Origin of the sequence: Streptomyces sp. NPDC026589, from assembly GCF_040638385.1 — a bacterium.
GTDB lineage: Bacteria > Actinomycetota > Actinomycetes > Streptomycetales > Streptomycetaceae > Streptomyces.
This window is the reverse complement of sequence record NZ_JBEZYG010000026.1, coordinates 1-10,808: the sequence shown is the minus strand read 5'-3', so window position 1 is coordinate 10,808 and position 10,808 is coordinate 1. Positions and strand designations below refer to the sequence as shown.

Annotated in this window: 11 protein-coding genes; 4 read left to right on the top strand and 7 right to left on the bottom strand. The window is 71.3% G+C overall.

The genetic code is table 11. The features are described 5' to 3' along the window. Window positions 1-7: 7 nt before the first annotated feature. Window positions 8-505, bottom strand: a complete 498-nt coding sequence (locus AB0F29_RS33325) for a MarR family transcriptional regulator (RefSeq protein ID WP_361880132.1) — start codon at window positions 503-505, stop codon at window positions 8-10. 114 nt (window positions 506-619) lie between these two features. Between AB0F29_RS33325 and AB0F29_RS33320 the strand changes: the two genes are divergently transcribed. From AB0F29_RS33320 to mltG, 3 genes are all read left to right on the top strand, one after another. Next, the gene (locus AB0F29_RS33320) at window positions 620-2,455 is read left to right on the top strand and encodes an ABC transporter ATP-binding protein (protein ID WP_361880129.1); all 1,836 of its coding nucleotides are present in this window, start codon (window positions 620-622) and stop codon (window positions 2,453-2,455) included. Window positions 2,456-2,546: 91 nt separating this feature from the next. Next, window positions 2,547-3,158, top strand: coding sequence for a hypothetical protein (locus AB0F29_RS33315; protein ID WP_361880126.1), 612 nt, complete (start codon window positions 2,547-2,549; stop codon window positions 3,156-3,158). Between the two features lie 406 nt (window positions 3,159-3,564). Then, window positions 3,565-4,425 carry an endolytic transglycosylase MltG gene (gene mltG, locus AB0F29_RS33310; RefSeq protein ID WP_361880123.1) on the top strand — a complete coding sequence of 287 codons (861 nt, stop codon included), beginning with the start codon at window positions 3,565-3,567 and terminating at the stop codon, window positions 4,423-4,425. A 22-nt stretch (window positions 4,426-4,447) separates the two neighbouring features. Here the strand turns inward: mltG and AB0F29_RS33305 are convergent, their stop codons facing one another. From AB0F29_RS33305 to AB0F29_RS33280, 6 genes are all read right to left on the bottom strand, one after another. Further along, window positions 4,448-5,629 (bottom strand): NAD(P)-binding domain-containing protein, encoded by a 1,182-nt coding sequence (locus AB0F29_RS33305; protein ID WP_361880120.1) that lies wholly within the window; start codon window positions 5,627-5,629, stop codon window positions 4,448-4,450. Between the two features lie 79 nt (window positions 5,630-5,708). Continuing rightward, complete coding sequence (locus AB0F29_RS33300; RefSeq protein WP_361880117.1) at window positions 5,709-6,917, bottom strand: LLM class flavin-dependent oxidoreductase; 1,209 nt, start codon at window positions 6,915-6,917, stop codon at window positions 5,709-5,711. Next, window positions 6,914-7,942 (bottom strand): ABC transporter substrate-binding protein, encoded by a 1,029-nt coding sequence (locus AB0F29_RS33295; protein WP_361880114.1) that lies wholly within the window; start codon window positions 7,940-7,942, stop codon window positions 6,914-6,916. Before AB0F29_RS33295 ends, AB0F29_RS33300 begins: the two co-directional genes overlap by 4 nt. Next, entirely contained in the window at window positions 7,939-8,859 is a 921-nt protein-coding gene (locus AB0F29_RS33290) for an ABC transporter ATP-binding protein (protein WP_361880111.1), read from the bottom strand. Before AB0F29_RS33290 ends, AB0F29_RS33295 begins: the two co-directional genes overlap by 4 nt. Next, on the bottom strand, window positions 8,832-9,722 hold the full coding sequence (locus AB0F29_RS33285) for an ABC transporter permease (protein ID WP_361880108.1): 891 nt from the start codon (window positions 9,720-9,722) through the stop codon (window positions 8,832-8,834). Before AB0F29_RS33285 ends, AB0F29_RS33290 begins: the two co-directional genes overlap by 28 nt. Before the next feature lie 346 nt (window positions 9,723-10,068). Continuing rightward, window positions 10,069-10,152 (bottom strand): putative leader peptide, encoded by an 84-nt coding sequence (locus tag AB0F29_RS33280; RefSeq protein WP_311307964.1) that lies wholly within the window; start codon window positions 10,150-10,152, stop codon window positions 10,069-10,071. 92 nt (window positions 10,153-10,244) lie between these two features. Between AB0F29_RS33280 and AB0F29_RS33275 the strand changes: the two genes are divergently transcribed. After that, window positions 10,245-10,670 (top strand): secondary thiamine-phosphate synthase enzyme YjbQ, encoded by a 426-nt coding sequence (locus AB0F29_RS33275; protein ID WP_361880106.1) that lies wholly within the window; start codon window positions 10,245-10,247, stop codon window positions 10,668-10,670. Window positions 10,671-10,808: the final 138 nt, after the last annotated feature.

Sequence of the window (10,808 nt, the reverse complement as noted above, 5' to 3'; positions counted from 1 at the left end):
GCGGTGTTCAGCAGTGGCGTTCCGGCATGCCGTCGACCAGGGCGGACAGCAGCCCGCCGAGGACCTCGCGCTGATCGGCGGTCAATGGGGCCAGGATCTCCTCTGCGGCGGCCCGGCGCGCGCTGCGCAGGGACCGCAGCGTGGCGCGCCCCTCGTCCGTGATCTCGACGCGGACCACCCGGCGGCTGTCGGGATCCGGTGCGCGGCGCACGCGGCCGCTCGTCTCCAGGGCGTCGACCAGCGTCGTCACGGCGCGCGGAACGACGTCCAGGCGCCGGGCGAGATCCGCCATCCGGGGGGCCGCCTCGTAGCTCGCGACCGTCCGCAGCAGCCGGAACTGGGCCGGAGTGATGTCGATCGGCTCCAGCTGGCGGCTCTGGATGCGGTGCAGCCGGCGGGTCAGCCGCAGCAACTGCTCGGCGAGCATGCCGTCGGTGTCGGGTGAGCCGGTTGAGCGGGAGGAGTGGGAGGAGCCGGGCGGACCGGGGGAATCGGGGGCGTCCATACGGGAACAATATCAGGACCTTGTTCATTGTGAGTATAGGTAACAATGAGCTAAGCTCTCCATGTGCGAGGGCCGGGTCCGCCCGGTCACGCCTCACGCCCGACGAAGGAGCCCATGAAGCACGACGAGCCCACGTGGGCGCCCCCACCCGATGCCGACACCGCCGCACACACCGCCGCCGCCGCCGACCGGCCGCCCGCCGAGGTGCGCCGCATCCTCCGCCTCTTCCACCCCTACCGCGGCCGCCTGGCCGTCGTCGGCCTGCTGGTCGGCGCGTCCTCCCTGGTGTCGGTCGCCTCCCCGTTCCTGCTGCGCGAGATCCTGGACACCGCGATCCCGCAGGGGCGCACGGGCCTGCTGACCCTGCTGGCGCTCGGCATGATCCTCACCGCCGTGATGACCAGCGTCTTCGGCGTGCTCCAGACCCTGATCTCGACCACCGTCGGTCAGCGCGTCATGCATGACCTGCGCACCGCCGTCTACACCCAGCTCCAGCGGATGCCGCTCGCCTTCTTCACCCGCACCCGCACGGGCGAGGTCCAGTCCCGCATCGCCAATGACATCGGCGGTATGCAGGCGACGGTCACCTCCACCGCGACCTCGCTGGTCTCCAACCTCACGGCCGTCATCGCGACCGTCGTCGCCATGCTCGCCCTCGACTGGCGGCTCACCGTCGTCTCCCTGCTCCTGCTGCCGGTCTTCGTCGCGATCAGCCGGCGTGTCGGCCGGGAGCGGAAGAGGATTACCACCCAGCGCCAGAAGCAGATGGCCGCGATGGCCGCCACGGTCACCGAGTCCCTCTCGGTCAGCGGCATCCTCCTCGGCCGCACGATGGGCCGCTCCGACTCCCTCACCCGGGGCTTCGCCGAGGAGTCCGAGCGCCTGGTCGACCTCGAAGTGCGCTCCAGCATGGCCGGCCGCTGGCGGATGTCGACGATCGGCATCGTGATGGCCGCCATGCCCGCCGTCATCTACTGGGCGGCAGGTCTCACCTTCGCGTCCGGAGCGGCCGCCGTCTCCATCGGCACACTGGTCGCCTTCGTCACGCTTCAGCAGGGACTCTTCCGCCCGGCGGTCAGCCTGCTCTCCACCGGTGTGCAGATGCAGACCTCCCTCGCCCTCTTCCAGCGCATCTTCGAGTACCTCGACCTCACGGTGGACATCACCGAACCGGAGAAGCCGGTCCGGCTGGAGAAGATCCGCGGCGAGATCGCCTTCGAGGACGTCGACTTCAGCTACGACGAGACGAATGGCCCGACGCTGACCGGCATCGACGTGACCGTTCCCGCCGGCGGCAGCCTCGCGGTCGTCGGATCCACCGGTTCCGGCAAGTCCACTCTGAGCTACCTCGTGCCCCGGCTGTACGACGTCACCGGCGGCCGGGTCACGCTCGACGGTGTCGACGTCCGCGATCTGGACTTCGACACCCTCGCCCGAGCGGTCGGCGTCGTCTCCCAGGAGACCTATCTCTTCCACGCCTCGGTCGCCGACAACCTGCGCTTCGCCAAGCCGGACGCCACCGAGGCGGAGATCGAGGCCGCGGCCCGCGCGGCGCAGATCCACGACCACATCGCCTCCCTGCCCGACGGCTACGACACCCTGGTCGGTGAGCGCGGCTACCGCTTCTCGGGCGGTGAGAAGCAGCGCCTCGCCATCGCCCGCACGATCCTGCGCGACCCGCCGGTGCTGATCCTCGACGAGGCGACCAGCGCGCTGGACACCCGTACGGAACAGGCCGTGCAGCAAGCGATCGACGCCCTCTCCGCCGGACGCACCACGCTCACCATCGCGCACCGCCTCTCCACCGTCCGCGACGCGGACCAGATCGTCGTCCTGGAGAACGGCCGGGCCGCCGAGCGCGGCACGCACGAGGAGCTGCTCGACCGCGACGGCCGCTACGCCGCCCTGATCCGCCGGGACACCCAACCGGCCCCGGTTCCGGCGTCCTGACCGCCCGGACAGGACCGCGGGCCACGGCGTCAGGGCGATGAGACAGCCCTGAGGCCACCGGCGCGACGCGCGTACGGCATGATCGCCGCGCATGAGAGCTCTCCTCGGGGTGGAACTCCCCGGCTACCGAACCGTGGACACCGACACCTGGCTGAACGACCACGGTGATGTGCTGTCACTGCACTTCTTCGACCTGCCGCCGGATCTGCCAGCCGCGCTGGACGACGGCCCCGCCCTGCGCCACGGTCTGACCCACTTCACCGCCCGGGCGGGCGGCGGACTCATCGAGGCGTCGGTGAAGCGGCTGTGTGAGCTGCCCGCCCTGCGCCAGATACTCAAACTGCCGCTGCCGGGACAGCGCAGCGGACAGGCTTTCATCGGCAGTTTCACCGTGCCGCGCGCCGGGTGCAGCACCGTGGTGAAGATCCAGGCGGCGGAGCGCGGCATGACGGGCATGCGGGAAGCCGTGGTCATGGCGAAGCTCGGCCCCGACCAGTACTTCCGGCCGCACCCCTACGCCCCCGAGGTCCAGGGCGGGCTGCCCTTCCACGCGGCGGACCACGCCCGATGGGACGCGGAATTCCCGGACCATCCGCTCACCCGGGTCCGCCGGACGCTCGACACCCTCGCGGCGGCGGTGACCGTGGATCCCGGGTTCACCGCACTGCCGCCCTTCACCGGGCCGGCGGCGGCGAACGGCTGAGCCGGCCGGCGCCGCACACACGGCGGCGCCGCCGCTCCCGTGGGACGGGGAGCGACGGCGCCGGGCGGAGCGATGGTCAGACGAGCCAACCCACGAAGTGGACGACGCCGGCAAGCAGGTTGGTCAGGAAGTTCATCTGGTCTTTCTCCTTGTGCGTGGTGCATCTGTGGGACTGCGCAGTAGCGGTCTGCAGCCCGTTGACTGCGCTCTGCAATCTTCACCCCCCGGACGGGTGAAAGCCAACGAATCCCCTGACGGTCACACGTTCCAGCGAACACCCGATCCCCTGTTCGTGTGTTCTGTGTGTCATGCGTTCTGGTCCGCCCGGTACGGCGTTCGTGTCGCCGGAGCCGACGCCGTGGCCGAGCTACCGGCCGTGGCCGACGCCCCGGGTTAACGTGCCCGCATGGTGAACGAGTCCCCGGACGCCCGGCCCCGTCGCAGACTCCGCCCGACCCGCCGCGGAAAGGTCGTCCTGGCCGCCGTCGCCCTGCTCGTCGTGTCGGCCGCCGTCCTGATCCCGCTGTCCCTGACGGGATCGGACGAGGGCGGGCCGGAGAAGGCGCGCCCGCGGGGCACCTTGATGATCCCCGAGGGCCGTCGTGCCTCGCAGGTGTACGAGGCCGTCGACCAGGCGCTCGGGCTGAAGCCCGGCAGCACGCGGAAGGCCGCGACGACGGTGGACCTCGCTCTGCCGGCCCAGGCCGAGGGCAACCCCGAGGGGTACCTCTTCCCGGCCACCTATCCGCTCGACGCCGCGACCGAGCCCGCGGGCCTGCTGCGGTACATGGCGGACACCGCCCGCAAGCACTTCGGAGCGGACCATGTCACGGCGGGAGCCCAGCGCAACAACGTCTCCGTCTACGACACGATCACGATCGCCAGCATCGTCCAGGCAGAGGCCGACACCGCGTCCGACATGGGCAAGGTGGCCCGGGTCGTCTACAACCGGCTGCTCAAGGACATGCCGTTGCAGATGGACTCCACCATCAACTACGCCCTGAAGCGCTCCACCCTGGACACGACGACCGCCGACACCCAGCTGGACAGCCCGTACAACAGTTACCGGACCAAGGGGCTGCCGCCGACGCCCATCGGCAACCCGGGGGAGGAGGCCCTGCGCGCGGCCGTCAGCCCCACGCCCGGACCCTGGCTGTACTTCGTCACGGTCGGCCCCGGCGACACCCGGTTCACCGACAGCTACGACGAACAGCAGAAGAACGTCGAGGAGTTCAACCGCACCCGCGCGTCCGCCGCCACGAGCTGACGGGCCTCCGCCCGCGGAGCGCTCAGCCCCCGGAGACCGGAACGGCGACGACCGCCCCTGCTTCCCGGCCCGCCCGTCCGCCGTCGGCTTCCCGGTCGGTCTGCCCGCCGTCGGCCTCCCGGCCCGGCCGCTCGTCGCCGCTCTTCTCGCCCGTCTCCTTCAGCAGCCGCATGACCGACCGGACCGCCGCCCGCCCCGCGCGGTTCGCGCCGATGGTGCTGGCGGACGGGCCGTACCCGACGAGATGGACGCGCCCGTCGCGTACGGCGCGGGTGTCCTCAGCCCGGATGCCGCCGCCCGGCTCGCGCAGCTTCAGCGGTGCCAGGTGGTCCACGGCGGGCCGGAACCCGGTGGCCCACAGGATCACATCGGCCTCGACGACCCGACCGTCGTCCCAGGCCACGCCGCTCGGGGTGATCCGGTCGAACATCGGCAGCCGGTCCAGCACCCCCTGCTCCCGGGCCCGCCGCACCGCATCGGTCATCGGCAGCCCGGTCACGCTGACCACGCTCCGAGGCGGCAGCCCCTTGCGCACCCGCTCCTCCACCATCGCCACGGCCGCCCGCCCCCACTCCTCGGTGAACGGCCCCTCGCGGAAGACCGGTTCGCTCCGGGTCACCCAGAAGGTGTCGGCCGCGTGCCCGGCGATCTCCATCAGATGCTGCGTACCGGAGGCGCCGCCCCCGACGACGATGACGCGCAGGCCCGCGAACTCCTCCGGCCCCGGGTAGTTCGCCGTGTGCAACTGCCGCCCCCGGAAGGTCTCCTGGCCCGGGTAGCGCGGCCAGAAAGGCCGGTCCCAGGTGCCGGTCGCGTTGATCACGGCCCGCGGGGCGTATGCCCCCTCGGACGTCTCCACCAGCAGCCGCCCGCGGCTCCCCTCCCGTACGGCGCTCACCTCCACCGGGCGGTGGACCCGCAGGCCGAAGCGCTCCTCGTACGCGGCGAAATACGCGCCGATCACCTCCGACGAGGGCCGGTCGGGGTCGGCTCCGGTCAGTTCCATGCCCGGCAGCGCGTGCATCCCGTGGACCTTGCCGTACGTCAGCGAGGGCCAGCGGAACTGCCACGCGCCGCCCGGCCGGGGCGCGTGGTCCAGCACGACGAAGCCGACGTCCGGCTCCAGTCCGACGCGGCGCAGGTGGTGGGCGGCGGACAGCCCCGCCTGACCCGCGCCGATCACGACCACGTCCAGCTCACGCACCCCAGAAATGTTCACGCTTCTACTAACTCGTCGGGGGTCCGGGATCTTCCCGGGCCCCCGACCAGCAGCACCGCGAGGCTCAGCGCCCCCCGGCGACCAGCAGGGGTGCTCCACCCGAAGCCGTGGCGGGCCGGGGCCCGGCGCCGTTCGCACTCAGCAGCGGGGACGGGGGCACGGTCGACAGCAGTCCGCGCCGGGCCAGCTCGGGGGTGACCCCCTCGCCGAACCAGTACGCCTCCTCCAGATGCGGATACCCGGAGAGCACGAAGTGCTCCACGCCCAGCGCGTGGTACTCCTCGATCCGGTCCGCGACCTCGGCATGGCTGCCCACCAGTGCGGTCCCGGCCCCGCCGCGCACCAGACCGACCCCCGCCCAGAGATTCGGCGCGATCTCCAGGTCGTTCCGCGAACCGCCGTGCAGGGCCAGCATCCGCTGCTGACCGACCGACTCGCTCCGCCCCAGCGCCTGCTGCGCCGCCGCGATCGTCTCCGGGTCGAGGTCGCCCAGCAGCCGGTCGGCGGTGGCCCACGCCTCGGCCGACGAATCCCGCGAAATGGTGTGCAGCCGGATGCCGAACCGGACCGTGCGACCCTGCGCCTCCGCCAGGTCGCGAATCCAGTCGATCTTCTCCTTCACCGCGGCCGGCGGCTCGCCCCAGGTCAGGTAGACATCGGAATGGGCCGCGGCCACCGGCCCCGCGGCGGCCGAGGACCCGCCGAAGAAGATCTCCGGCAGCGGGTCCGGCGGCAGCGCGGTCAGACCGCCCTCCACCTGGTAGTGCGCACCGTCGAAGTCGTACGGCTGCCCACTCCAGACGCCCCGCACCACCGACAGGAACTCCGCGGTCCGCGCATAGCGCCGGTCGTGGTCCAGGTGGTCCCCGAACCGCCGCTGCTCCGTGGAATCGCCCCCGGTCACCACGTTGAGCAGCAGCCGCCCCCGGGTGATCCGCTGATACGTGGAGGCCATCTGAGCGGCGAGCACCGGGGAGATGACCCCCGGCCGGAACGCCACGAGGAACTTCAGCCGCTCGGTGTGCTGGGCGAGCGCCACCGTGGTCAGCCAGGCGTCCTCGCACCAGGTGCCCGTGGGCGTCAGCACGGCCTCGAAGCCCAACTGCTCGGCCGCCTTGGCGATCTGGACCAGATACTCGATGTCCGGGGCCCGCACCCCGCTCACCGGGGTGATCCGGTCACGTTTGATACCGCCGTCGGTGTAGGCGTGCCGGTCGACGAGCGTCCGGCCGTCGCCACCGGTGGGCAGGAACCAGTGCAGATGGACGTTCACGATGAGGCCTTTCCGTAGGAGCGCGGTGCGGTGGAGGAAGCGGGGAGGTCGCGGTTGAACCGGGTGTCGACGTAGTCCTCGAAGTCGAACCGCCGGGGAATCAGCCTCAGCTCGGCGAAGGTGTCGGCGATCTCCTGCTCGGAGGCGATGGCCGCGGCGTCGATCGCGACCGGGACACGAGTGCCGTAACTGAGCTTCACGGCGTCCAACGCCACCTCGTAGGGCAGCCCGGTCTCCTTCGCCCAGACCTTCGCCCACTCCTCCGGGTGCTCGAAGACCCACTTCTGGGCCCGCTCCAGCCGGACGAGCAGGTCGCCGATGGCCTGCGACTTCTTCCCGTCCTTGAGCGACACGGGTGAGGCGACCTGAAAGCCGAGGCCGTTGACGACGCCTTCGCCGGTGGTGAGGACCCGGGCGTCCGCCGTGCGCAGGACCTGCGAGGTGTACGGGTCCCAGATCGCCCAGGCGTCGACCTTGCCCCGGCTGAACGCGGCGAGTGCGTCGGCGGGCTGAAGGTAGTTCAACCTCACGTCCGCTATCCCGAGGCCGGCCTTCTTGAGCGAGGCGACCAGCTGGAAGTGGGCCGAACTGCCCTGTGCCACGGCGATGGACGCGCCCTTGAGCTGGGCGGGCCTCTCCAGCGGCGAGTCCTCGGGCACGACGATGACCTCACCGGCCGACGAGCCGTGCGTGGCGCCGACGACGGCGATGTTCGAGTCGGCCCCCGCGGCGAAGACGGGCGGCGTGTTGCCGACGCCCCCGATGTCCACCGCACCGGCGCTCACGGCCTCCAGCAGGGGCGGGCCCGAGGTGAAGGTGGACCACTCGATGCGGTAGCCGAGGTCGTCGAGCTCCCCGGAGGCCCGCAGGATCGCCTCGTAACCACCCTTCTGATCGCCGACGTTGAGCGTAAGGCTGCCCGTTCCGTCCGTGCTGCCACCCGAGTTCGCGGAGGAGGAACCGCCGCACGCGGACAGGAGCAGGGCGAGCGGGAGGAGCAGGGCAGGCAGGGCACGGCGTTTCATGAGGCCTCTCCATGGCGGGTATGCGCGGATGATGCGGCGGGGCGCTTCGTCGGTCCGGGTCCGGGCGGGGCGGCGGTCACGGACGGCTCCGCACCGGCGGTGGCGTCCGGCTCACCGCGGCCAGGGCCCTCCCCTTCGACGCCGCCACCGCTCCCGACACCCAGTTCGGTCAGCAGGCGGGAGCGCAGGTCGGTGAAGCCGGGGGAGCCGACCCCGCGGGGCCGGTCCAGCGCGACAGGCGTGTCGTACGCGATCCGCCCGTCCCGCATCACCAGCGCCCGGTCGGCCAGCAGCAGGGCCTCGTCCACGTCATGGGTGACCAGCAGTACGGCGCAGCCGCGCCGCTGCCAGAGCTCCGCGACGAGCTGCTGGGCCTTGATCCGGGTCAGGGCGTCCAGCGCGCCGAAGGGCTCGTCGAGCAGCAGCAGATCGGGCTCGCGCACCAGGGCTCTGGCCAGCGAAGCGCGCTGCGCCTCACCGCCGGACAGCGTCCTGGGCCACGCCCCGGCCCGCTCCGCCAGACCGACCTCCGCCAACGCCCGCTCGGCAACGCCGCGTTCGGGCTTGCCCGGAAGACCGAGCAGTACGTTGCGCCAGACCTTCTTCCAGGGCATCAACCGTGGGGCCTGGAACGCGACCGCGCGCCGGCGCGGCACCAGGGCGGTGCCCGAGATCTCCCGGTCGAGCCCGGCGAGCACCCGCAGCAGCGTCGACTTGCCGCAGCCGCTGCGCCCGAGCAGAGCGGTGAACTCGCCTTCCCTCAGGGTGAGATCGAGGTCATCGATGACCGGACGGCCGTCGAAGGCCCGGGTGAGCCCTTCGACCCGCACAGCGGCCTCCGGAGCGCCGTCCGGCGCCGCGGTCGGCGGGCCGGGGGCGAGGTCGTCTTTCACTGGCCGGTGAAGGTCGGTCGCCATTGCAGCAGCAGCCTTTCGAGGATCCGGACGATGACGTCGGCGGTAAGGCCGAGGAAGGCGTACACGACGAGACAGACGACGATCACGTCGGTCCGGAAGAACTCGCGGGCCTGGTTCATGAGGAACCCGATCCCGGCATCGGCGTTGATCGACTCACCGAAGACGAGCGCGAGCCAGGCCGTCGCCAGCGAATACCGCAGCCCGGTCATGGCCCCGGGCAGCGCACCCGGCAGCACCACGTGCCGCACCAGTCCCCACCGGCCGAGCCCCAACGACTCGCCTGCTTCGATGAGTTGGGCGTCAACGCCGCGGATTCCCGCATAGACGTTGAGATACAGATGGAAGGCCACCCCGAGCGCGATGAGGGCCACCTTCGGTGCCTCGCCGATCCCGAGCCAGATGATGAACAGCGGGATCAGCCCCACCCAGGGCACCGTGCGCAGCATCTGCACGGTCGCGTCGACCAGGTCCTCACCGAGCCGTGACAGCCCCGACACGAGCGCGAGCAGCGTCCCGACGACTCCCCCGAGCAGGAGCCCCACGACGACCCGCTGGAGCGAGACCCCCATCGCGGCGGGGAGCGTCCCGTCGGCCACCAGATCGGCGCCCGCCCGGGCGATGGTCCCGGGCGAGGCGAGCACATCGGGCTCCAGCACCCCGGTGGCGCTGGACACCTGCCACAACGCGAGCAGCAGCAACGGCCCCACCGCTCGCCGCACCCACCGCGGAGCGGCCCGTAGCCGAGACCGCCGGACGGACGCCGGAACGACCGCCTCCAGATCGGGCGGCGTACGGCTCGGCGCGGAGGATTTCTTTGGGGCAACGGACAGGCCTGGGGGTGGTGGCGCATGGCTGACGGTCATGAGGGCTCCACGGAAGGGCGCACGGATGCGCGGCGAAAGTTCGAGGAGGGAAGGGGGAGCGGCGCGAAGAAGTGAGGAGACGGGGGCGGCCGCGGGCATGCCGGGACACCCCGTACCCACGCGCCCACGCGCCACGACCGACCGGGAGGCGGTCCGACGGTGGCGGCGGAAGGAAGGAGCAACCACGGCGCCCTCAGCGGACGCGAGGCGGCACGGAGCCGGAGGCGACTATGCGCCTAGGCGACCGACGACACGACTACGGAAGGGCGAACGAGGGAGTACCGCAGGCATAGCCGTACGGTGGGAAACCGCGGTGGGAAACGCTCCGGAAGTCGCTGGGAGAACGTCAGCAGCCGCGACAACACGCGGCGGAAGCCACTCGCAGCAGGTCGATGTGACCGCGCGAAGTGAGCAGAGCTGATCGGAACATGGCGCTGAACGTAGCCATCCGGTAGGGACACGGTCAATGGTGTCTCGGAGCGTGGACGTGTCGTCTCACTCCTGTGGGGCGAAGATGGAGGCATGTCCTCCTCCTTCACCACCACGGTCCTGAACATCACCACGGGTGCGGCCGAGAGCGTCACGGACCTGACGCGCGCCTGCGAAGAGTTCCTCACCCGCACCGCGCCCGGCCGCGACGGCCTGCTCAACGTCTTCGTCCCCCACGCCACGGCCGGCATCGCCGTACTGGAGACCGGCGCGGGCAGCGACGACGACCTGCTGGCCGCCCTCCACCACCTGCTCCCCGCCGACGACCGCTGGCAACACCGCCACGGCAGCCCGGGCCACGGCCGCGACCACGTGCTCCCCGCCCTGGTCCCACCCCATGCCACGCTGCCGGTGATCGGCGGCAGGCTGGAGCTGGGCACCTGGCAGTCGGTCTGTCTGGTGGATACAAACACGAGCAACACCAACCGCAGCGTCCGTCTGAGCTTCCTCGGCCAGTGAGCTGCTCTGATGTGACTGCAGAGGGATCCTCCGGCCGTACCAACTAGGCCGTTTCTTACGGATCAGTGAGCGGCCAGTGGTGTGATGGGTCCATGCGGCGTGAGAACTGTGCGACCAGGAACCACATAAGTGTGTGGC

Coding starts and splice junctions, on each gene's coding strand:
- mltG (WP_361880123.1), top strand. CDS start 3,565: ATGGTGAACGAGTCCCCGGACGCCCGGCCCCGTCGCAGACTCCGCCCG.
- AB0F29_RS33285 (WP_361880108.1), bottom strand. CDS start 9,722: ATGACCGTCAGCCATGCGCCACCACCCCCAGGCCTGTCCGTTGCCCCA.
- AB0F29_RS33325 (WP_361880132.1), bottom strand. CDS start 505: ATGGACGCCCCCGATTCCCCCGGTCCGCCCGGCTCCTCCCACTCCTCC.
- AB0F29_RS33280 (WP_311307964.1), bottom strand. CDS start 10,152: ATGTTCCGATCAGCTCTGCTCACTTCGCGCGGTCACATCGACCTGCTG.
- AB0F29_RS33275 (WP_361880106.1), top strand. CDS start 10,245: ATGTCCTCCTCCTTCACCACCACGGTCCTGAACATCACCACGGGTGCG.
- AB0F29_RS33295 (WP_361880114.1), bottom strand. CDS start 7,942: ATGAAACGCCGTGCCCTGCCTGCCCTGCTCCTCCCGCTCGCCCTGCTC.
- AB0F29_RS33320 (WP_361880129.1), top strand. CDS start 620: ATGAAGCACGACGAGCCCACGTGGGCGCCCCCACCCGATGCCGACACC.
- AB0F29_RS33315 (WP_361880126.1), top strand. CDS start 2,547: ATGAGAGCTCTCCTCGGGGTGGAACTCCCCGGCTACCGAACCGTGGAC.
- AB0F29_RS33290 (WP_361880111.1), bottom strand. CDS start 8,859: ATGGCGACCGACCTTCACCGGCCAGTGAAAGACGACCTCGCCCCCGGC.